22 protein-coding genes are annotated in these 22,546 nt (G+C 36.9%); 12 read left to right on the top strand and 10 right to left on the bottom strand.

Annotated elements, in window-relative coordinates:
* Positions 1 to 33: 33 nt before the first annotated feature.
* From fabG to JK139_RS07595, 8 genes are all read left to right on the top strand, one after another.
* Positions 34 to 789, top strand: a complete 756-nt coding sequence (gene fabG, locus JK139_RS07630; RefSeq protein ID WP_075051520.1) for a 3-oxoacyl-[acyl-carrier-protein] reductase — start codon at positions 34 to 36, stop codon at positions 787 to 789.
* Between the two features lie 79 nt (positions 790 to 868).
* The gene (locus JK139_RS07625; RefSeq protein WP_074417841.1) at positions 869 to 1,168 is read left to right on the top strand and encodes a hypothetical protein; all 300 of its coding nucleotides are present in this window, start codon (positions 869 to 871) and stop codon (positions 1,166 to 1,168) included.
* 174 nt (positions 1,169 to 1,342) lie between these two features.
* Complete coding sequence (locus tag JK139_RS07620) at positions 1,343 to 2,917, top strand: SulP family inorganic anion transporter (protein WP_218330960.1); 1,575 nt, start codon at positions 1,343 to 1,345, stop codon at positions 2,915 to 2,917.
* The gene (gene can, locus JK139_RS07615) at positions 2,904 to 3,536 is read left to right on the top strand and encodes a carbonate dehydratase (RefSeq protein ID WP_074417839.1); all 633 of its coding nucleotides are present in this window, start codon (positions 2,904 to 2,906) and stop codon (positions 3,534 to 3,536) included. The genes JK139_RS07620 and can (JK139_RS07615) overlap by 14 nt, the downstream gene beginning before the upstream one ends.
* A gap of 66 nt (positions 3,537 to 3,602) precedes the next feature.
* Entirely contained in the window at positions 3,603 to 4,235 is a 633-nt protein-coding gene (gene can / locus JK139_RS07610; RefSeq protein WP_218330959.1) for a carbonate dehydratase, read from the top strand.
* A gap of 18 nt (positions 4,236 to 4,253) precedes the next feature.
* Positions 4,254 to 5,936, top strand: a complete 1,683-nt coding sequence (locus tag JK139_RS07605) for a peptidase domain-containing ABC transporter (RefSeq protein WP_218330958.1) — start codon at positions 4,254 to 4,256, stop codon at positions 5,934 to 5,936.
* Positions 5,933 to 7,297, top strand: coding sequence for an HlyD family secretion protein (locus JK139_RS07600; RefSeq protein ID WP_218330957.1), 1,365 nt, complete (start codon positions 5,933 to 5,935; stop codon positions 7,295 to 7,297). Before JK139_RS07605 ends, JK139_RS07600 begins: the two co-directional genes overlap by 4 nt.
* Positions 7,298 to 7,333: 36 nt before the next feature.
* Complete coding sequence (locus JK139_RS07595; protein ID WP_218330956.1) at positions 7,334 to 8,734, top strand: TolC family protein; 1,401 nt, start codon at positions 7,334 to 7,336, stop codon at positions 8,732 to 8,734.
* 1 nt (position 8,735) lies between these two features.
* Here the strand turns inward: JK139_RS07595 and JK139_RS07590 are convergent, their stop codons facing one another.
* The 3 genes from JK139_RS07590 to JK139_RS07580 form a co-directional block, all read right to left on the bottom strand.
* Entirely contained in the window at positions 8,736 to 9,506 is a 771-nt protein-coding gene (locus JK139_RS07590; RefSeq protein WP_074417834.1) for an enoyl-CoA hydratase/isomerase family protein, read from the bottom strand.
* 11 nt (positions 9,507 to 9,517) lie between these two features.
* On the bottom strand, positions 9,518 to 11,563 hold the full coding sequence (paaZ, locus tag JK139_RS07585; RefSeq protein ID WP_218330955.1) for a phenylacetic acid degradation bifunctional protein PaaZ: 2,046 nt from the start codon (positions 11,561 to 11,563) through the stop codon (positions 9,518 to 9,520).
* 169 nt (positions 11,564 to 11,732) lie between these two features.
* Positions 11,733 to 12,311 (bottom strand): adenylate kinase, encoded by a 579-nt coding sequence (locus JK139_RS07580; RefSeq protein WP_074417832.1) that lies wholly within the window; start codon positions 12,309 to 12,311, stop codon positions 11,733 to 11,735.
* 331 nt (positions 12,312 to 12,642) lie between these two features.
* Between JK139_RS07580 and msrB the strand changes: the two genes are divergently transcribed.
* Both msrB and JK139_RS07570 read left to right on the top strand, forming a co-directional pair.
* Positions 12,643 to 13,116, top strand: a complete 474-nt coding sequence (gene msrB / locus JK139_RS07575; protein ID WP_228733164.1) for a peptide-methionine (R)-S-oxide reductase MsrB — start codon at positions 12,643 to 12,645, stop codon at positions 13,114 to 13,116.
* Positions 13,117 to 13,236: 120 nt separating this feature from the next.
* Positions 13,237 to 14,496: a pyridoxal phosphate-dependent aminotransferase gene (locus tag JK139_RS07570; protein ID WP_218330954.1), complete on the top strand. Its 1,260-nt coding sequence runs from the start codon at positions 13,237 to 13,239 to the stop codon at positions 14,494 to 14,496.
* A gap of 194 nt (positions 14,497 to 14,690) precedes the next feature.
* Here JK139_RS07570 and JK139_RS07565 read toward each other — a convergent pair whose 3' ends face one another.
* Positions 14,691 to 14,939, bottom strand: a complete 249-nt coding sequence (locus JK139_RS07565; RefSeq protein ID WP_068242312.1) for a hypothetical protein — start codon at positions 14,937 to 14,939, stop codon at positions 14,691 to 14,693.
* Between the two features lie 238 nt (positions 14,940 to 15,177).
* Here JK139_RS07565 and JK139_RS15760 point away from each other — a divergent pair, with 238 nt between their 5' ends.
* Together JK139_RS15760 and JK139_RS07555 are read left to right on the top strand one after the other, a co-directional pair.
* Positions 15,178 to 16,257, top strand: coding sequence for a glycosyltransferase (locus JK139_RS15760; RefSeq protein WP_218330953.1), 1,080 nt, complete (start codon positions 15,178 to 15,180; stop codon positions 16,255 to 16,257).
* 31 nt (positions 16,258 to 16,288) lie between these two features.
* The gene (locus tag JK139_RS07555) at positions 16,289 to 17,224 is read left to right on the top strand and encodes a DMT family transporter (protein ID WP_218330952.1); all 936 of its coding nucleotides are present in this window, start codon (positions 16,289 to 16,291) and stop codon (positions 17,222 to 17,224) included.
* On the opposite strand, the gene JK139_RS07550 is transcribed toward JK139_RS07555, so the two are convergent.
* The 6 genes from JK139_RS07550 to JK139_RS07525 all read right to left on the bottom strand — a co-directional run bounded on the left by JK139_RS07550 (position 17,184) and on the right by JK139_RS07525 (position 22,483).
* Entirely contained in the window at positions 17,184 to 17,687 is a 504-nt protein-coding gene (locus JK139_RS07550) for a SixA phosphatase family protein (protein ID WP_074420749.1), read from the bottom strand. The two genes, JK139_RS07555 and JK139_RS07550, sit on opposite strands and share 41 nt — an antisense overlap.
* A gap of 18 nt (positions 17,688 to 17,705) precedes the next feature.
* Entirely contained in the window at positions 17,706 to 19,553 is a 1,848-nt protein-coding gene (locus JK139_RS07545) for an amidophosphoribosyltransferase (protein ID WP_218330951.1), read from the bottom strand.
* A 55-nt stretch (positions 19,554 to 19,608) separates the two neighbouring features.
* Positions 19,609 to 20,172: an NADPH-dependent FMN reductase gene (locus tag JK139_RS07540; RefSeq protein WP_074420748.1), complete on the bottom strand. Its 564-nt coding sequence runs from the start codon at positions 20,170 to 20,172 to the stop codon at positions 19,609 to 19,611.
* A 135-nt stretch (positions 20,173 to 20,307) separates the two neighbouring features.
* On the bottom strand, positions 20,308 to 20,835 hold the full coding sequence (locus JK139_RS07535; protein ID WP_074420747.1) for a YceI family protein: 528 nt from the start codon (positions 20,833 to 20,835) through the stop codon (positions 20,308 to 20,310).
* A gap of 43 nt (positions 20,836 to 20,878) precedes the next feature.
* Positions 20,879 to 21,751 (bottom strand): pirin family protein, encoded by an 873-nt coding sequence (locus JK139_RS07530; RefSeq protein WP_218330950.1) that lies wholly within the window; start codon positions 21,749 to 21,751, stop codon positions 20,879 to 20,881.
* Between the two features lie 21 nt (positions 21,752 to 21,772).
* The gene (locus JK139_RS07525) at positions 21,773 to 22,483 is read right to left on the bottom strand and encodes a pirin family protein (protein WP_074420746.1); all 711 of its coding nucleotides are present in this window, start codon (positions 22,481 to 22,483) and stop codon (positions 21,773 to 21,775) included.
* Between the last annotated feature and the right edge of the window lie 63 nt (positions 22,484 to 22,546).

Below are 22,546 nucleotides of genomic sequence, written 5' to 3'. Positions count from 1 at the left end.
TCATTATCAAAACATAAAACAAGTGTATCTTTTATGAAATTGTTAGAAGGAAAAACAACCGTAATTACTGGCGCAGCCAGAGGCATAGGAGCCGCAATTGCTTTAAAATTAGCCGAACAGGGAAGTTATATTGCTTTTACCTATGTTAGTGATAGCAGCGCAGATAAAGCAGCCGAACTGGTAAAACAAATAGAAGCAATGGGTGTAAAAGCTAAAGCTTATCAAACCAATGCAGCCAGCTATAGTGATTCAGAATTGTTCATTAATGAAGTACTAAAAGAATTTGGAACCATTGATGTTTGTGTAAATAATGCCGGCATATCAAAAGATAATTTGTTATTGCGTATGAGTCCGGATCAATGGAATGATGTAATCAATACCAACTTAAATAGTGTGTATAATGTTACCAAACAGGTAATTAGACCCATGATGAAAGCCAAAGCCGGCAGCATTATCAACATGAGTTCTATTGTTGGCATTCGTGGCAATGCCGGACAAAGTAGTTATGCTGCCAGTAAAGCGGGTATCATTGGTTTTACAAAATCAATTGCTGCTGAGTTAGGTAGTCGTAATATTCGTTGCAATGCCATTGCACCCGGATTTGTTGAAACCGATATGACTGCTTATTTGAAAGAGGGCGATGCAGGTAATACATTCCTCAGTAAAATACCGTTGGGCCGTTTTGGTAAACCAGAAGAAATAGCCAACACAACCCTTTTTTTAGCGAGTGATTTAAGCAGTTATATCACCGGTCAGGTGTTGAGTGTATGCGGCGGATTGAATATTTAATTCAATAAAATTTGCTACCCTATGTAATTTTATGATTTAAGCAACATATTCTTTTTTAAATTTTGTTATTTTCGCTGCGATGCTAAAACCACTGATCGCTGCTTTTTTATTAATAACTATTTCCCTGCAAATCATTCCGATTAAGCAGGTGGGTGCGCTTTTATTCAATAATTCCATTACCGAAGAGTTGGCACATGGCCAAGGTCTTGAAAAAGATACCATCAAAAAATTCAATTTTTTGTATAATTTGCTTTATAACACTAATCAGCATTTCAATATCCTTTCCTTTAACGCATTGGATGTTTACATTCAACGCTCCGAGAAACTTCCCATTCAATTCAGTCCCGATATTTTAGTGCCTCCCCCCAACAAGGCCTAATGCAATCACAATCCGGATTGCAAGTATGCTCCACATTTTACCAATGATCATGCGTTTAATTCAATTATAATAATTATTAGGCATGCTTATCAATAAATACAGCATAGTTCTGTGTATGCAATACCGGAAGCCTGCATTTCTTTTTATTCTATTAAATTGTAATTAAACATATTCATGAAAAATTATTTCCGTTCTGCCGGAAAAGATATTCCGGCCTCTATTGTAGTGGTATTGGTAGCATTGCCCTTATGTTTGGGAATTGCTTTGGGATCAGGTGCACCATTGTTTTCAGGTATCATTGCTGGAATTGTAGGAGGTATTGTGATTGGATTATTAAGTGGTTCACATTTAAGTGTTAGTGGACCTGCTGCCGGCCTAACCGTTATTGTTGCAACGGCTATTGCCAAATTACAAGTGTATGAAGCATTCTTACTGGCTGTTGTAATAGCAGGAATATTGCAGGTGGTGTTGGGTTTTATAAAAGCGGGCATTCTGGGCGATTATGTACCCAATGCAGTGATAAAAGGCATGTTGGCTGCCATTGGCATTTTACTAATTTTAAAGCAAATGCCACATTTAGCAGGTTATAATTCCGATTTTATTGGTGATGAATCGTTTAAAGAAGCAAATTCGCAAAATACATTTACCGCTTTCGAAAACTTTGCTTCAAAAATAAATGAAGGTGTATTATTGATAGGGGTAGTTGCTTTATTAATTTTAATTGTTTGGGATGTTTGGATTGTAAAAAAAATTAAAAAAGTGCAATTGATTCCCGGGGCATTACTGGCTGTAATTGCAGGCACATTCATGAATGAATACTTTAAAACAAGTATACCTTTTATAGCGCTGCAATCAAACCATTTGGTAACCCTGCCTGTAGCAAAAGATGTTATCAGTTTTCTCTCTTTCTTTACCTTTCCTGATTGGTCGTTCATTACCAACAAAGAAGTATGGATTGCTGCCGTAACCATTGCCATTGTTGCTTCATTAGAAACGCTGTTAAGTATAGAGGCTATTGATAATTTAGATCCTTTAAAACGGGCAACACCTACCAACCGTGAATTAAAAGCACAAGGGGTGGGTAATTTAATCTCCGGTTTAATAGGCGGTATACCTGTTACTTCAGTTATTGTAAGAAGTTCTGCTAACGTATATGCAGGTGCAAAAACTAAACTTTCTGCAATTCTGCATGGGTTACTGTTATTGTTGTTTGTATTATTTATTCCTGAAATCATTAATCATATACCGCTAAGCGCATTGGCTGCTATCTTAATTTTTACCGGATATAAATTGGCTAAAGTTTCTTTGTTTAAAGAGTTTTACAAAAAAGGATTAGACCAGTTCATTCCTTTTGTAGTTACCATTCTTGCTATTTTATTAACCGATTTGTTAATTGGAATATTAATTGGGTGCGGAGTGGCATTGTTCTTTTTAATTAGAAGTAATTTTCATTCTGCTGTTTTGGTGGTGAATGATACCAATAACTATTTAATCAGATTACGGAAAGATGTATCATTTTTAAATAAGCCTATTATCAAACAAAAATTAGAGGAAATTCCTGAAAATTCTTTTGTACTGATTGATATTACCAGGGCTGATTTTATTGATAAAGATGTGATAGAAGAAATTAATCATTACATGCAACATGCACATCTGAAAAATATTAAGGTAGAAGTTAAGAAAAGCCGGAACAAAAGCATGCACCAATTATTTTCACAACCAAATGAATTAAAATATGAATTCAATTGATAAATTATTTTTAGAAAATAAAGCATGGGCCAATGAACGGAGGAAAGATGATCCTTCATATTTTAAACGCCTTAGCAAAATTCAAAGACCCGAATTTTTATGGATTGGTTGCAGCGATAGCCGGGTGCCCGCCAATGAAATAACCGGTACCGATCCTGGTGAAATTTTTGTACACAGGAATATTGCCAATATGGTGGTACATACCGATTTAAATTTGTTGAGTGTATTGGGGTATGCTGTGCATCATTTAAAAGTGCAGCATGTAATTGTATGTGGTCATTATGGTTGTGGTGGTGTAAAAGCTGCTGTTACACAACATAATTTTGGCATCATCAACAAATGGCTGCGCAATATAAAAGATGTAAAAAGGCTGCATCAATCTGAAATTGAACAATTACCAACCGAAGAACAACAACTAAACAGATTAGTTGAATTGAATGTAGAAGAGCAGGTGATTAATTTAGCCAAAACTTCTATCATTCAAAAGGCATGGCAGTATCATCATCGTCCAAGCTTGCATGGTTGGGTATACAATTTGGAAGACGGGTTATTAAAAAAAATAAAAGAAATACAACCAAATGATGTAATCGATGACTTATACTGTTACGATAATTTGTAAAACTGTTTTCTAAATGCCTATCAATACCTTTATGGTACTAATTTATTCACTCAAATTAATCATTTTATGAAAGTTTACGAGCAATTATTAAAAAACAATGAAGAATGGGCCAAGAAAAGAGTAAGTGATGATCCTGAATTTTTTTCAAGATTAGCACACTTACAAACCCCACAATTTTTATGGATTGGTTGCAGCGATAGCCGTGTGCCTGCCGATATGATTACCGGTACACAGCCGGGCGAAATTTTTGTGCATCGGAATATTGCCAATATGGTGGTGTATACCGATGTTAATTTGTTAAGCGTTTTAGAATATGCCGTGAATCAGTTAAAAGTGCAGCACATTATAGTTTGTGGGCATTATGGCTGTGGTGGTGTTAAAGCGGCCATGACCAAACATAGCCTGGGCATTATCAACAAATGGCTGCGTAATATTAAAGATGTATATCGTTTTCATAGGGAAGAGTTAGATGCCATAGCAGATGAAGAATCAAGAGCAGATCGGTTAACCGAGTTGAATGTTCGTGAACAGGTAATGAATCTGGCCAAAACATCAATTATTCAAAAAGCCTGGAAATATGAAAATAAACCACATTTACATGGCTGGGTGTATGGGTTAAAAGATGGCATTATACATCCTGTTTTTGAAATGACTTCCCGCACACATATTGATCCGTTGTATGAATATGATGACTTATAATAACAAATTAAAAATAATATGACAAAAACTGCAAATATTTCAATTATTGGTGCAGCAAAAAAATTTTTTGAAATTTTAAAGTTCGATAGAAGGGATATTTATGCTATTTATTTCTTTGCCATTTTAGGTGGGTTAATTTCACTTTCGCTACCACTCGGAATTCAATACATCATCAGTTTTGTACAGGCAAATACCATCTCAATATCAATTGTGGTGCTTATTTCAATTGTATTGATAAGTGTATTTATCAATGGTTTATTACAGATACGGCAGATGGAAATAATAGAAAAAATTGAGCAAAAAATTTTTGTAAGATATGCATTAGAATTTGCTGACCGTATTCCTAAATTGGATGTTGAAAAATTAGACCACTACCACCTGCCGGAACTGGTGAATCGTTTCTTTGATACTACTGCTTTAATCAAGAGTATTGAAAAAATTTTATTAGATATACCGGCAGCAATCATTCAAATATTTTTTGGTTTGGTTTTATTGTCCTTCTATCATCCTGTTTTTATTGCATTCGGTGCTTTACTGGTAATAGTACTTTCTGTTATCATTAAATTTACTTCACCCCAAGGTTTTGAAACCAGTTTAATTGCAAGTGATTATAAGTATAACATTGCCGCCTGGTTTCAGGAAATGGCTGCAGAAATTAAAACGTTTAAATATGCAAAGAAAACAAACATTCATATTAAGAAAGCCGATGAAGATGTAAATGGATACCTCATCGCAAGAACAAACCATTTTCGCATTTTAGTAATGCAGTATTGGAGTTTTATATCATTTAAAATTATCATTATTGCCACAATGCTGATTGTTGGGTCAATATTATTGGTGAACCAGCAAATTAACATTGGGCAGTTTATCGCCTCAGATATTGTTATCATTCTCATTATCAACTCCATCGAGAAATTAATTCAGTCGCTGGATAAAGTGTATGATACCCTTACTTCAGTTGAAAAATTAAGTAAGGTGGTTCACGCACCCATTGAAAATGAAGGCAGCATGCTATTGCCAAATAATAATGTTGGCGTGCAAATAACACTGAATCAGGTAAATTTTACCTATCCTGATGGTAAAATAGCCTTAACTGATATTCATGTAAATATACCTGCAGGCAGTTTGGTGCAATTGTGTGGTGCTTCCGGTTCAGGAAAATCATCATTTCTGCGTTTATTAACCGGGGCATTTAATCATTATACCGGCAATATTTTAATTGACGGAATGCCCATCAATAATTTTCAATTGGCCGATTTACGTGCCAAAACTGGTATTTTATTTGGTAGGCAGGACGTTTTTAAAGGTACATTACTCGAAAATATTACAATGGGGAATGAGGCCATTGCAGTGCAGGATGTTTTAAAATTGGCTGAACAAATCAATTTTCTTTCTTACATTAATGAACTGCCAATGGGACTGTATACACCGATTGATCCTGTTGGTAAACGATTGTCGCAAAAAATAAAAAAAGAAATTTTATTAATGCGTGCCCTGATTGGCGATGCACGTTTAATATTACTGGAAGATCCTTGTGCACACAAATCTGAACAACAAATGTTAGCCTTGCTTGAATTTTTAAGAAAGAAAAAAAGCAATGCTACCATTATTATAACAACCGAAACACCCGTGGTAAAACATTTGTTTGATATGTTCATTCAATTAGATAATGGTAAAATAATTTTTATTGAGGAAAAATGAATACAGAAAAATCAACTTATTTAAACATTGAAATTGAATCGGCAACAACAAATCATTCGTTGCAATCATTTCATTCTATCTATAAAATACACAAAAAAAAATACATCAAAAAATGGGTTATTGGCTTAATTGTTTTTTGTGTAATTGTACTTTTTTTACCCTGGACACAAAATATCAGAACCAAAGGAAAAATTACTACTTTACGTCAGGAAGCTCGTCCGCAACAGCTCAATACCATTCTGCCCGGTAAAATTGTAAAATGGTATGTAAAAGAGGGTGATATGGTAAAACAAGGTGATACCATATTACAATTGGGAGAAGTAAAGGTAGATTATTTTGATCCACAATTATTAAACCGCACACAACAACAAATTACTGCAAAAAAACAAAGTATTCAGGCTTATCTTGAAAAAGCTGCAACTGCCGATAAACAGGCTGATGCATTAAAAAAAGGGTTGCAATTAAAATTAGCATCTTTCGATAATAAAATTGCGCAGCAACAATTAAAAATAGTGAGCGATAGTATGGATGTTTTAGCAGCTGTGAATGATGTAAATATTTATAAGCGACAAATTGAAGCTGCCAGGCTAATGCTGGATAGTGGCGTAATTTCATTAACAGATTTTGAAAAACGAAAAGCGAACTATCAAAATGCTATTGCAAAAAAAACAAGTGCCGAAAATAAATTTTTACAAAACAAACAGGAACTGTTGAATCTTAAAATTGAAAAAAACAGTGCCATTCAGGATTATACCGATAAAATTTCAAAAGCCGAAGGTGATAAGTTTGCTGCCCTTTCGCAAGTTGCTTCAACCAATGCCGAAGTAAGTAAATTAGAAAATATTTATACAAATTATGATATCCGAAATCAACTCTATTATATTACCGCACCTCAGTCTGGCCAAATAACAAAAGCTAAAAAAGCCGGGTTAGATGAAATTGTTAAGGAGGGGGATATGATCGTTGAAATTGTACCCGATTTCAGCAATTATGCTGTTGAAATGTATGTATCACCCACCGATATTCCGCTCATTTCTAAAGGGCAAGAAGTGGCTATTATTTTTGACGGATTTCCTGCCATTGTTTTTAGCGGATGGCCCGAATCGACATATGGCACTTTTACAGGTAGGGTTTCAGCTATCGAAAATAATATCAATACATCAGGAAATTACAGAGTGTTAATAGCACCGGATACTACCAAAAAACCATGGCCCAAACAATTAAAATTAGGTGGTGGGGCTAAATGTATTGCGCTGTTAAAAAATGTACCGGTTTATTATGAATTATGGCGAACCATTAATGGCTTTCCACCAGAGTACTATTCAGCAGAAAATAATTTTGAAAAAATATCAAAAAAATAAACTAATTTTTGAATGTGTAAATAGAAGTCATTTGATATGAAAGTATTTTTTATTGGTATATTATTGTTTTGCATCAACAGCTTTGCTTCAGCCCAAACTGAATCAGAGATTGTGTTTTCATTCAATGAGTATATACAAGGAGTGAAAAAAAATCATCCGGTTGCACGTTCTGCAAATCTGTCTGTTGAAAGTGCTCAGGAAGGAATTGTAGCCGCGAAGGGTGAATTTGATCCGAGCATTAGTTATACAAACAATCAAAAAACTTTTAACGGAACCAATTATTTCTATTATAACAATGCTGAACTAAAAATACCCATACCAATTGGTATGGATATTAAAGCCGGAGTAGAGGACAATGGAGGCAACTACATTACAAGAGAAGTAACAACAGGTAAAACAAGTTATATTGGTGCAGAAGTAGCAGTATTAAAAGGATTATTAATTGATAAAAGAAGAGCCGCTATTCAACAGGCTAAAATTTTAAACAGCCAGTCAGTTCAGGAAAGAAATGCAATGGTCAACGATTTACTGCTTGATGCAGCATTGCGCTACTGGCAGTGGTATGGTGCCTATGCACAAAAAAAATTGTATGAAAGATTTTTGGACGTTGCTAAAAACAGGTTACATTTAATAGTGATTGCTTACCAACAAGGTGATAAAGCTTTAGCAGATACTATTGAAGCGAATGCACAGGTTTTAAACTATCAGTTATTGCTGGGTGAATCAATCATTAAATTCAATAAAGCAAGTTTTGAATTAACCGATTTTTTATGGGATGAAAACGCAATGCCTTATTTTTTGCCCGGTCATTTTATTCCTGATACCACAGCACTGCAGGATTATATTGTTCCATTGTCATTGGATGATTTGATGAATCAGGCAGTACCTAATCATCCGGAAATAAAACAATATGAATTTAAGCTAGATGCATTGGAGGTTGAGCGGAAATTAAAATGGCAAAGTTTTCTGCCTGCACTAAATCTAAAAGCAAACTTGCTTAATAAAGGGTACAATGCTTTATATAATGTTGCTGATGCAGCTTTTCTTGAAAATAACTACAAGTTCGGCATTGATTTTAAAGTGCCTTTGTTTTTACGAACAGCCCGTGGTGAGTACAGGAAAACACAAATTAAAATTCAACAAACCAATTTAAGTTTGGCTTCAAAAAAATGGCAGATTCAAAACAAAATAAATTCTTACTATGTTCAAAATCAATTGTACGCAGCACAATTTCAGCAAGTTGCAGCTCTGATTAATAGTTTTGAAATTTTATTTAGAAATGAGTTGTTGAAATTTAATAATGGCGAAAGTTCTCTGTTTTTAATCAATAGCCGTGAATCCAAATTATTAGAAACAAGGCAAAAAATGATTGATTTACAAACAAAATTGGTTGTATCAAAATTTCAAACCGAGTGGGCTGCGGGTTTACTTTTTTAAACTATTTCCGCTTATTTTTAAATTGCTCAATAAACTTTTTGGTATAGTCGCTCAGCACCAATTTACCGCTAACGGATGCACGTTTGTGTAAAAGGTCATCCCAGTGTTCTGTTCCCTGCCAAAATACATGTTTCAGTTCTTTAATGGCAGTGATGCTGCTTTGCGATAAAAAGTTAGCCAGACGATGAATGCTTTCATCCATTCCTGAAATTTCAGCATGCAGCTCGGCATACAAGCCTTTTTGTTTGGCCCATTCTGCCGGTCGCCAGTTGGCTGCATCAATGGCTAACTGCGAAAAAGCAGATAATCCTATTTTTCTTTCTACTGCCGGTCCTACAACAAATGGCCCAATGCCTACTGCCAACTCGCTTAATTTAACATCAGCACCTGTTGTTGCAATGGCATAATCGGCTGTAGCTGCTAATCCTACGCCACCACCTACACATTTTCCCTGTATACGTGCAATAATGAGTTGTGGTGCTTTACGCATGGCATTAATAACATGGGCAAAACCACTAAAAAATTGCTCTCCGGCTGCTTCAGTTTGAATGGCTGCCAATTCCTCAAAAGAAGCGCCGGCACAAAAAGTTTTTTCGCCGGCAGAACGCAGTATAATCACTTTTATATCTGCATTAATGCCTTCATTGTGTATGGCTTCTGCTAATTCATGCAAAATTTTTCTGGGTAATGAGTTACTTTGTGGATGATAAAATTCAATGGTGCTAATACCATGACTTCTGTGCACTGATACATATCCATGATCGTTATCCATATAAAATTATTTTATTGTTTTTGTTTTTTTACCATCGTTAAAATGGTGGCTATACCTACCAATTCATTCGTATCATCTATCATTTCTACCAGCCATTTTACAATGCCCTTTGCAATATCAGTTGGTTCTTTTCTTTCCTGACTAATTTTTTCTTTACAGGTAAATTTAACATGCATTGACGTACCCGGATATACCGGCTTGGTAAATCGCAACTCATCAATGCCATAATTCAATAATACCGGATTTTTTTCATAACTGTCTACAAACAAACCTGCAGAAAGGCTTAATAACAAATACCCATGTGCTACCTGTTGAGTGAACATGGTGCCTTCAAAATTGGTATTTCTTAAATGAGCATAAAAATGATCGCCCGATAAATCAGCAAATGCATCAATCAAATCGTGGGAAATGGTTACAGAGGGGGTAATCATTTGCTCACCAATCCTTAGTTCTTCAAAATATTTTTTAAAAGGATGAACGGTTGCAGTTATACCATTTGCGCCTTGTTGGTATTGTTGTAAAACAGCAGTGAGCATATCTGGCGAACCTTGAATGGCTACGCGTTGCATATAATGTTGCAGGCCTCTTAATCCGCCCATTTCCTCACCTCCTCCTGCACGTCCGGGGCCACCATGTACAAGCAGTGGCAATGGCGAACCATGTCCGGTATTTTCTTTGCCACATTGCTGGTTTAAAATCAATATTCTGCCATGATGAGTACCTGCTCCCAATACATAATTTCGGGCAGTTTCTGCAGATGCGGTAATAATGGTAGATACCAATGATCCCTTTCCTAATTTAGTAATGTGAATTGCTTCCTCTAAATTGTGATAGGGCATTAAAGTTGAAACAGGCCCAAACGCTTCAATAGCATGTACTTCGGGTGAATGCAGTGGGTTATTGTTTCGCAATAGTAACGGACTCATAAAGGCGCCTGCAGTAGCATCTGCATCCATTACCTCAACAGTATCTAAATTGCCATACACCAATTCACTGCTTTGTAATAATAATTGTACCTGATGAAGCACTTCTGCTTTTTGAGTTTTGCCTGCCAGGCTACCCATTCTTACTTTTTCATGCAATGGATTGCCAATGATTGTTTGCGACAGTGCTTTGCTGATATCTTGTTGCACTGCTTCAATTTTATTTTCCGGAACCAAAATGCGGCGAACACCTGTACAACGTTGTCCGCATTTTAAAGTCATTTCCTTTCTAACTTCCTTAATAAATAAATCCCACTCGGGCATTCCGGGTGCAACATCGTTACCCAAAACAATGGCATTCAATGAATCCGCCTCCATTGTAAATGATACGTTGTTTTGCACAATAGCAGGAGTGGTTTTTAGTTTTAATCCGGTATGTGCACTGCCGGTAAATGTAATGGTGTCTTGTGCATTCACTAAATCCAACAAATTCCCTGTACTGCCACAAAGCAGTTGTAATGCACCTTCAGGGAATATGCCTGATGCAACAATTTGTTTAACCACAGCCTGGGTTAAATAACATCCAACGGTAGCAGGTTTTACAATAGCGGGCACACCTGCTAAAAAATTTACTGCAATTTTTTCTAACATGCCCCATACGGGGAAATTATAGGCATTAATATGAATGGCAACTCCTTCTTTCGGTAACAATAAATGGTGCCCCATAAATGTATGGGCTTTGCCCAGCATGTGCGCCTCTCCTTCGGGCCAGTAGGGCAAATCGGGGAGTTTTCTTCTCAGCGATGCATATGAAAATAAATTACCGATTCCACCCTCAATATCTACCCAGCTATCTGCTTTGGTTGCACCGGTTTTGTAACTGAGGGTATACAATTCGGGCAAGTACTGTTGTAAATGCAGTGCTAAGGCTTTTAATAGTAATCCACGTTCCTGAAAAGTCATTTTCCGTAAAGCGGTATTTCCTTTTGTTCTGGCATACTCCATAATTGTAGCCATATCAAACCCTTCTGTACTGGCCGCTGCAATGTATTCGCCGTTTACTGCATTGTACAAAGGCTGCCCTTCGCCGCTGCCGGCAATCCATTTTCCTAAGATATAACTTTCTAATATCATTTCTTTTGTTAAGATTATTGCTGCAATAATGCGCTTCAAAAATAAGGAAAGCAGTATTTAAATACTAATGATTGTTAGTTTAAATTGAGGTTGCATAAATAAAAAACCCGCTTCAAGGTTTGTATACTCAAGCGGGTTAGCAGTTGGTTTTGGTAGTATCTTTCTGCTATTAAGACAAGCGTTTGTTAATTTCGCTGCATAAACTGTTAAAAATTTCTTCAACAGTACCTTCGCCTTTTACATCTACTACCTTATTAAATTTTGCGTAATATGCTTTTACGGCTGCTGTTTTAGCATTGTATTCTTCAATTCTGGCCCTGATAATAGCCTCATTGGTATCATCACTACGACCACTGGTTAAGCCTCTGTTCAATAGGCGTTTCACCAATTCTTCTTCACTTACTTCCAGCGCCAGCACTACATTTATCTGGGTATGTTTTAATTTTAAAAGTGCATCCAATGCTTCACATTGTGTTTTGGTTCTGGGAAAACCATCAAACAAAAATCCTTTGGCATCAGGATGATGCTCCAACGCAGAACTAATCATACCAACTACTACTTCATCGGGAACCAATTGCCCTTTGTCCATTAGGCTTTTGGCTTCCAAACCCAAAGGAGTTTGCGCTGCAATTTCGCTGCGTAATAAATCGCCGGTACTTAAATGTTTCAGGTGATATTTAGCTACTAATTTTTCACTTTGTGTTCCTTTTCCGCTTCCGGGAGGGCCAAACAGAATAATATTAAACATAGCCACACGCTCTTTAAATGAGGAACAAATATAAGCCTTGCGCTTTACATTTCCTTTAACAAATGAACAAACTACTGCGCTACCTGTTAATTATTTGGCTTTAACATTTGCCTCCAAACCATTTTCTGTCTATTTGCGTAGTTTTATTGTCTGCATATAGCATGCTGAAATTTTTTATAAAGCGCTTTGCAATGCATTCATAGAATCTCATACAATCATTGCTGGCAAGCAAATGGTTAAAACGAAAATCATGAAATTAAATTTATTTTCAATAACACTATTTTTGCTAATGAATAGTTGTTATAGTCAACCCCAAACAAAAACAACAGTTATGGAAAACAATTCCAAAAACGAATTTTCAAAAACCGGTGCAGATGCCGGTGCTGCCATTGTAAAAACCGATGCGGAGTGGAAAGAATTGCTTTCACCCGAAGTGTATTATGTGGCAAGAGAAAAAGGCACCGAACGTCCATTTACCAGTAAGTTTGAAACTTTTAAAGAAGTGGGTACCTATTATTGCGCTGTTTGTGGTAATGCATTATTTAAAAGCGATACAAAATTTGACAGTGGATGTGGTTGGCCAAGTTTTTATGAACCCATTAGTAAAAATTCAGTAATTTATTTACCGGATAACAGTTATGGCATGAAAAGAACTGAGGTGGAATGCGGTCGCTGTAAATCGCATTTAGGCCATGTGTTTGAAGATGGTCCGCCACCAACAGGGTTGCGTTATTGTATTAATGGCGTGGTTTTAGATTTTAAAAAGGCACAGGAAGCAGAAAAAAAATACAACGAGAATCATTAATAGTACATATGTATCATTCAATAGCGGCTCTTTAAAAGCGGTCGTTTTTTTTATGGCCACTCCGCCCGATTACTGTAATTTTGCTAACAGTTGTAAGTTTTAATCAATAAAAATTTGGAAATGGTAAAAGTAAGTAAGTTGGCTGAGAGCCTGATTGGTAGTGAAATTGTAAAGTTGGGCAATGCTATTACAGAACGCATTAAGAAAGGAGAAAAAATTTATAATTACACCATTGGCGATTTTGATTCTTCCGTATTTCCTATTCCTACCGAGTTGGAGCAATATATTATAGAAGCCTATCAAAAAAAGTTTACCAATTATCCGCCTGCAGATGGTATTGCTTTGTTACGTAAAGCTGTTTCGGCATTTTTGGCGCAAAGAGAGGGGTTGGTTTATGCTGAAAATGAAATACAAATTGCATCAGGTGGCAGGCCATTAATTTATACCTTGTTTGAAACATTGGTAGATGCAGGCGATAAAGTAATTTATGGGGTACCATCCTGGAATAATAATCACTACGTTCATTTAACACAAGGGCAACATTGTACCATTGAGTGTACTGCGGAAAATAATTTTATGCCTACAGCCGAAGCCATTGCACCACACATCAAGGGGGCTACGTTACTTTGTTTGTGTACACCGCAAAATCCTACCGGAACTACACTATCCAAAACATCTTTAGAGCAGATATGTGATATGGTACTGGAAGAAAATAACAACAGGCCGCCCGATGCAAAAAAATTATATGTGATGTTTGATCAAATGTATTGGACACTTACCTATGGCGATATTCAACATTATAATCCGGTTACCTTAAGGCCAGCAATGCGGGAATACACCATCTTTATTGATGGTATTTCTAAAGCTTTTGCAGCAACGGGTGTACGGGTAGGATGGGCAGTTGGTCCTGCTGCTATCATTGCCAAAATGAAGGCAATTTTAAGCCATCTTGGTGCATGGGCGCCAATGGCAGAACAGCATGCAGTTGCAAAATATTTGGGACAAACAGAAGCAATTGATCGGTATTTGAACAGCTATAAACAAGCACTTGAGTTTAGATTGAACAGTATTTACCAGGGTATTAAAGCATTGCAAAAAAAAGGATATTCTGTTGATGCCATTGCACCGCAGGCTGCTATTTATTTAACTGTTCAAATGAATTTAACCGGCAAAAAAACAAAGGAAGGCCAACTGCTTGAAAACCAGGATGCGGTTACAGGTTATATTCTATCTGAAGCTAAAATAGCCATTGTTCCTTTTTATGCTTTTGGCGCCGGCCGCAATAGCAGTTGGTACAGATTGAGTGTAGGTACCTGCCGGGAAGAAGATATTGTTCCTATGCTGAATGGATTGGAAAAAGCTTTGGCTGCATTACAATAACTGAAATAAAACGTATAAAAAAGAGGAAATTTCAAAAGTAAAATGAAGCGTTTGAGAATGGCTTAAATGAAAACTTTCTCCACCACCCCCCCCTTACCGAATAAAAAGAGGCTGCCTCGGACTTTTGAGACAGCCTCTCTTTTTAAAATTATTTTTGGATCAATAGGACGTGGAACAGGTGATGAAGGTGGCAATTAGTTTTTATTGCAGATAAAAACAAAAGGTTTGTATAACCGGTCTTTAATAGCTTGTTGCATTAAATGTTGCGAACGGATTATTTTCGATCGGTTCACATCAATTAATTCATTGGCAATACAAAAATTACGGAAACTTTCTGTTCGGTGCAGTAATAGATTTAATTGCGCAACTTCATTGGCAAAATCATCGGGTCCAATTAACTCGCTTTTAGAAAGTACTAAAAGATCTCTGCTGCTATTTTTCATATATATTTAATTCATTTGGGGATAAATGAAATTTTTTATACAGGTTTATAAACAGGGCACATACAATGTTTCTTATAATTAGATTTACTCAAAATTCCGCAGGAAACTAATCCCATCATCATTAATAATAACAGAACTATTCGTATTTTGTTGCGCTGATGAAACATGATTATTTTCTTCCGTAAAAATAAAAATACGGTATAAATTGATAAAAAAATCATCAACACCAAATATTTCGGTGAAAATTAAGGGCAAAAATGTATTGGTAGCACCATTAGATTGGGGGTTGGGTCATACAACCCGCTGTATTCCTATAATTAATGCCCTGATTATCAATCATTACCATGTAATTCTGGCTGCATCCGGTAAGTCGGCCGCTTTGCTGCAAAAAGAATTTCCTCATTTAACCATTGTTCCCTTAGCCGGATATCATGTTCAATATGCGCAAAGCAGTACATGGTTGCCAGTTAAATTATTGCTGCAGGTGCCTAAAATTATTCGTGCCATTAAAAATGAACATGCAGTACTGAATGAAATGGTACAGCAATATTCCATTAATTGGGTAATCAGTGATAACCGTTTTGGATTATACCATCCTGCTGTTCATTGCACCTTCATTACCCATCAATTAACCATTCTGGCTCCTTATCAATGGTTAAGAAATTTGCTGCAACGTATCAACTACCAATACATTAATCGTTTTGATACTTGTTGGGTGCCTGATATGGGCGGTGATGAGGGATTAGCGGGAATACTGTCTCATCCCAAACAATTACCTGCTATTCCAGTGCAATACATGGGAATGTTATCTAGATTTGAAAACACTGCTACATTCCATTCGGAATATGTTTATGATTATTGCTTTCTGTTATCCGGCCCCGAACCGCAGCGTACCCTTCTTGAAAATATAGTCCTTTCTAAAATAGAGCAGATAGATGCAAGTATTATTGTTTTGCGAGGGTTGCCAGAACAGGCAAATGCCATCAAAAGCAAACACAATATTTTATCACATTTACCGGGTAAGGCATTGCAACAGGTAATTGAGCAGAGCAAATTTGTAATTGCAAGAAGTGGTTATACTACGGTAATGGAATTATTATCATTGCAAAAAAAATGTTTTTTTATACCTACGCCCGGGCAAACGGAACAGGAGTATCTGGCAAAACGTTTAGCCGACTTACAATTATGTTTTATGGTGAAACAAGAGCATTTGAATATAGCAGAACAGTTAACAGCACTTGAACAGTTTCCTTTTAAAACTCTACAGCCCAAAATTTTTACCGCGCAACAATTAAAGTTGCTCATACAAAATCTTTAAAACCAAGTAAGCGTGCTGCTATATTTGCAATATGCTCAGTAATACCAGGTGGAATGCACATGCAGCCGTATTAATCACCAATCTGCTTTTTGGCGTAAATTATGCAGCCGTAAAATATATTACCCCTGCATTTATTTTACCTTTTGGATTAAACTTTGCGAGGGTAGTAACAGCACTGATATTATTTTGGACATTGTTTTTATTAAAGCCTGGAAACAGTGCCGGCATTGAACGCAAACATATTTCCTTATTTGTGCTCTGTGGTATTACAGGTGTAACAATTAATCAGTTATTTTTTATTAAAGGCCTGTCACTTACTTCTTCTATACATGCATCGCTGCTTGCTTTGGCAACACCCATATTCATTACATTCATTGCTGCATGGTTGTTAAAAGAACGGTTATCTGTTGTAAAAATATTGGGATTATTAATGGGCGTATCCGGCGCTGTTATTTTAATTGCCATGAAACAAAATAGTGGCAACAGGCAAGACAGCCTTATTGGCGATTTGTATATTTTGGTGAACGCCATCTCTTATGCTTTTTATATGGTTTGGGTTCGCCCTTTAATGCAGGTATATAGCGCATTGCATGTAATGCGCTGGATTTTTACCTTTGGAGCTTTGTTTTTAATTCCCTTTTGCTGGAACGATTTTTTTGTAACCCAATGGCATGCTTTTGGCATATTTGAATGGCTGATATTGGCATTGATATGTGTAGGTGCCACATTTGTGGCTTATCTCTTTAATGTGTATGGTATCTCCGTTATTGGTGCATCTGCTACGGGCAGTTACATTTATACTCAACCGGTATTTGCAGCCATTATTGCTGTATGGCTTTTGGGCGAACATTTTACACTCACTAAATTACTGGCAGGCTTATGTATTTTTGCCGGGGTGTTTTTGGTGAATAGTAAAAAAAATGTATTTAAATTTTTTTGGGGGAATAGAAAAACAGAAAATGCTTAGGCGCTGCGCTGAAATCTTTCCAGGAAGCTGCATCTACAGCAATGCCAACTACCCCGCAGGTAGGCATGGGCACTATTTCTTGTTTAAAAGCGGAACATTTGTAGGCAAACTCTGTAATGCCCGGATTGTGTGAAAACAAGGCGGCTGACTGAATGGCATCATCTAATTTTTCAGTAACATGAAAAAAAGTATCTAATTCGGCGTCGTATAATTCGGGTGCTTCACTAATTTGATTGTACAACAATTTTCCCTTTTGTTGAAAGGCTTCTAAAAAATAAGAGGCAGTGCTTATGGCTCTTAAAGCCGGGCTTGAAATAAAAGCATCTACCGTAATATTTTCTGCTATGAGTTTTTGGGCCATTTCAGCAGCCTCCATTTGTCCTCTATTGTTTAAAGGCCGGTCAAAATCAGTAAGTGCATCCAAACTACTTTTGGCATGCCGAATAATTAATAATTGCTTCATGATGCATTTAGCGTTTAATTAATAGCCTCTTACATTTTTCCCTTCCATATAATTCATAAAAGCTTTATTGCAAACCTTGTTGCCACCCGGGGTGGGATAGTTGCCAGTAAAATACCAGTCGCCGGTATTGGTAGGGCATGATTCATGCAAATCTTCAATGGTTTGAAAAATCACTTCTACATCTAAATTTAATTCAGAAGGCGTAATTAATTGGGCAATTTCAGCCGATATTTCTTCTGTACTAAAGGGTTTATACACCTGCCGAACCATATTTTCGGTATGTAACTGATTGTTGCGTTCCATTTCTTTGCAGGTTTGGAACAACTGCTCCAGACCGGCTTCAATATCCCGTTTTTTGTGCAATGAAAGGGCTGCTTTAAAAGCAATGAAATCGCCCATTTTGCTCATGTCAATTCCATAGCAATCCGGGTAACGTATTTGCGGGGCTGAAGAAACTACAATAATTTTTTTAGGCTCTAAACGGGCCAACATTCTTATAATGCTTTCTTTTAAAGTAGTACCTCTTACAATACTATCGTCAATAACTACTAAAGTGTCTTCCTGTTTTTTTACGGTACCGTAAGTAATATCATAGACGTGCTGCACCATTTCATTTCGGCTATTGTCTTCTGTAATAAAAGTGCGCAGCTTCACATCTTTAATCGCTATTTTTTCCTGTCTTATTTTACGGTTAATCATTTCCTGCAGTTTATCTTCCGTAAAATCATTGCCCCAACTTAAAATGCGTTGAATTTTAATTTGGTTCAGGTATTCTTCCATTCCCTTTACTAAGCCATAAAATGCTACTTCTGCGGTATTGGGTATGTATGAAAAAATGGTTTGTTTTAAATTATAATCAATGCTTTCTAATACTGTTTTGCTTAGATGGTGCCCTAAGGCAATTCTTTCGCGGTAAATTTTTTCATCGCTGCCACGTGAAAAATAAATGCGTTCGAAAGAGCAGGCTCTTCTTTCCTTTGGGGGTAAAATTTGTTCAATGGCATATTTCCCATCATCATTTACAATTAAAGCACAACCGGGCATTAATTCTTTTACTTCATTTTCGCCCACATTAAAAGTAGTGCGTATGGCGGCCCTTTCACTGGCTGCCACAATAAATTCATCATGCACAAAATAATAGGCAGGTCTTATGCCATGTGCATCACGCATCACAAAGCTGTAACCGTTACCTGTTAATCCGCCAAAAGTATATCCACCATCAAACAATGGTGTTGCTTTTTTTAGCACTTGTGTTATGGAGGCCTGGTTGGGGTTTGCTTCATCTTCTTTTACCAAAAAATGATGCACCACTTCCATCATGGCAGCCAAATCGCTTTGTTTTTGAAATTCGCCGGGTTCAATATTCAGCAATTGATACAGTTCTTCCGTATTCACCAAATTAAAATTGCCGGCTAAGGCTAAATTCCTTCCTGGTAATAAATCTCTTTTTATAAAAGGGTGGCAAAATTCTGCATTGTTTTTTCCCTGGGTACCATACCGCAAATGGCCTAACATTAGTTCGCCCAGCATGGGTAAATGACCTTTTAATAATTCGGGCTGTTGTGTAATGTCTTTCTGGTATTTTTCCAGTTCTTGTACTTCTAAACCAATTCTATAAAATATTTCTGCAATAGATTGTGGAACAGCGCTGCGCATTCTGTTTAAAAATGCATAGCCATTGGGTACATTTAATTTTACGGAAGCAATACCGGAGCCATCCTGCCCACGGTTGTGTTGCTTTTCCATTAAAAGGTACAATTTGTTTAAACCGTAAAGGGCCGTTCCGTACTTTTCCAGATAGAATGATAAGGGTTTGCGTAACCGGATGAATGCCAAACCGCATTCGTGTTTTATTTCGTCGCTCATGTAAAGTTTATAAAAAGAAGTGGCGAAGTTACAACTCCGCCACTTTATTGAAAGGTTAATTATAGGAAGTTACCGGTTCGGGGTGCAAACTTTCTGCAAGCCATAAAAATTCTTTGATGAAATTGTCGATGTTTTTTTGAAAACTGCTATCCAATAGTTTGCCTTCGGGGCTAAATTTTTGATCAACAAAAGGGGTTACCAATAAATAGGGAGAAACTATGCCAAACAGGGCGGGTACCAGCAACAGTAATTGCTGTGCGCTGCGCATACCACCCAATGCACCGGTTGATGCGGTAACAATGCCAAACGTTTTATGTGGTTGTTTGGGAAAGTGATCCAATAAATTTTGCAATGCGGCGGAATAGCTGCCATTGTATTCGGGGGTTACCAAAATAAAGGCATCGGCTGCAAAAATTCTCCTGGCCAATGGTTTTAGATGTTCAGGAGCATGCTCTTCTGAAGTATATACCTGCTGTAAAAGCCCTATTTCCCAATCTTTTACATCAATCATTTGTACAGTATGTGCTGTATTTTCTGCCAAATAATTCTTTAAATAAATGGATAGTCTTTGGGTAACACTATCTTTTCTGGGACTGCCTGAAATAATTTCAATATTCATAATCAATATTTGTTGCTTAATTCAACAGCAAATGTGTTGGAAAGTTGCTTTTATGGTTTTTATTTCCGGAATAAAGCAGGATGAATAGCAAATGTTCATCCTGCCATTATTTTGAAATGGGTATTGTGCATGCTATCAGGCTTGTTTTGCCAGCTCAAAATTCATGTGTAATTTCACTTCATCACTTACTACTATACCGCCAGTTTCGGTAGTGGCGCTCCAGGTAAGGCCAAAATCTTTACGATTAATTTTTCCTTCTACTTCAAAACCCAATTTGGTTTGTCCCCAAGGGTCCACAATCTGACCGCCGTAAGAAACATCTAAAGTCACGGTTTTGGTAATATCTCTGATGGTTAGGTTGCCGGTTAAGCTGTATTTTTCATCATTTACTTTCTTAATATCGGTTGATTGGAAAAGAAGCTTTGGAAATTTGTCGGCTGCAAAAAAATCATCACTTTTTAAATGCCCGTCTCTTTGTTCATTGCCAGTAGTAATGCTGTTTACATCGGCTTCAAAGTTGATTTTTGCATCGGTAAAATCATCTTTCTCAACTTGTAAACTCCCGTCGAATTGCTGAAATTTTCCGGTTACACTTGAAATCATCAGGTGTTTTACTTTAAATGTTACTTCACTGTGTGCTGCATCAATTTTGTAGGTTGCCATTTTTTTTGTTTTTAAAGTTTAATGAATAAATATGTGTTTGTATTTAAGATGTTGCTTCAATTAAAACCCCCATTTTGCCCATTTGGTAATCTTTAAATGATTGTAAAATTTCTGTTTGTGTATTCATTACAAAAGGGCCGTGTGCCGCAATGGGCTCGTTCAAAGGTTCGCCACTGCCAATAAATAAATTACTGTCTTCGATAGCATCAATGGTAAATGTTGTTCCATTTTGCTGCAACAATGCTAACCGGCGGGCAGCAATGCTTGTGCTGGAATTGAATAATATGGCCCCACTTAATACATACACCAGCGATTGGTGTGTAGCCGGAATATGAAAAGTATACACACCGCCTTTTTTCATTTGCACCATCCATGTATTGACTGGTGTAAAAGTTGGAATGATACCTTTAATGCCATCCAGTTCTCCGGAGGGGATTAAGATGTTGGTTAAACCATCTGATGTTTGAATGGAGGGTGTTTCCGCTTGCGTTGCGGGATAATAATGCGGCTGATCCATTTTATAGGCTGCAGGTGTATTAATCCAAACCTGTAACAATTCCTGTACACCGCCGTGTTCAAAAATATCGGCAGGTAGGCGTTCGCTGTGAATAATACCCATTCCTGCATGTATCCATTGGGTACCGCCTGCATATACTACATGATTATTGCCCCGGCTATCCTGGTGATGCACACCTCCTTTATAAATAAAGCTAATAGCCGAAAAGCCACGATGTGGGTGTGGACCAACACCCTGCAAACGGATGGGAATGGCAGGGTCTGCTTTGGCTATGCCATGATGGAATACTAAAAAAGGATCAAAAAAATTGCCGCTGTTGGGCAGTAATTCCAGCACATCAATACTACCAACTTGGGTAGGGTTACCGGAAATAAGTCGCTGAATATTTTTTGTTGACATGTTTTTTTGTATGTTTTATATTTATTGCAAAATGGGCACTTCCATTAATAAAATATGTGAGCCTGCCTGAACAGACAATGGAATGTTATCGGTTGCTGAAACCCCCAGCGCATCTCTTTTGTTTAATGTTATTTTGTTAACATTTGCGGCACCCTCTATCATAAAAATGTAAACGCCATGGTTCTTGTTCTGCAAACGATACTCGATCGTAGTATCTTTTGAAAATTTGCCCATGCTGAACCATGCATCCTGATTGATCCATAATGCATTTTCATCATTGGGTGCAACAATGGTTTTTAAACGGTTCAATAAATCTTCCTGCTGTAATGTGATTTGCTGATACCTGGGCGCAATATTTAAATTTTTAGGCATTACCCATATTTGTAAAAACTGTACCTGTTTGTCTTTGTTGGCATTGGTTTCGCTGTGCACAATGCCACTGCCTGCGCTCATTATCTGTACATCATTTTCTTTAATAATGGCATCACGGCCCGTATTGTCTTTATGATGTAAATCACCATGCAGGGGTATTGATATGATTTCCATATTTTGGTGTGGATGCGCTCCAAAGCCCATTCCCGGAGCAACAGTATCATCATTTAAAACCCTTAATGCACCAAAATGCATACGTTCCGGATTATAATAATCTGCAAAACTGAAGGTATGCCAGCTGTTTAACCAGCCATGTTGTGCATGACCTCTTGAAGCCGCTGTATGTAAAATGGTTTTCATGTTTTAATACTTTAAATTTTGAATGTGCTTATTTTGTTAATTATATGTATGTACATCTATCTA

It is taken from the genome of Hydrotalea lipotrueae (assembly GCF_019249625.1).
Lineage (GTDB): Bacteria > Bacteroidota > Bacteroidia > Chitinophagales > Chitinophagaceae > Hydrotalea > Hydrotalea flava.
The sequence above is the reverse complement of the archived record's forward strand: the minus strand, read 5'-3'. Positions and strand labels throughout refer to the sequence as shown.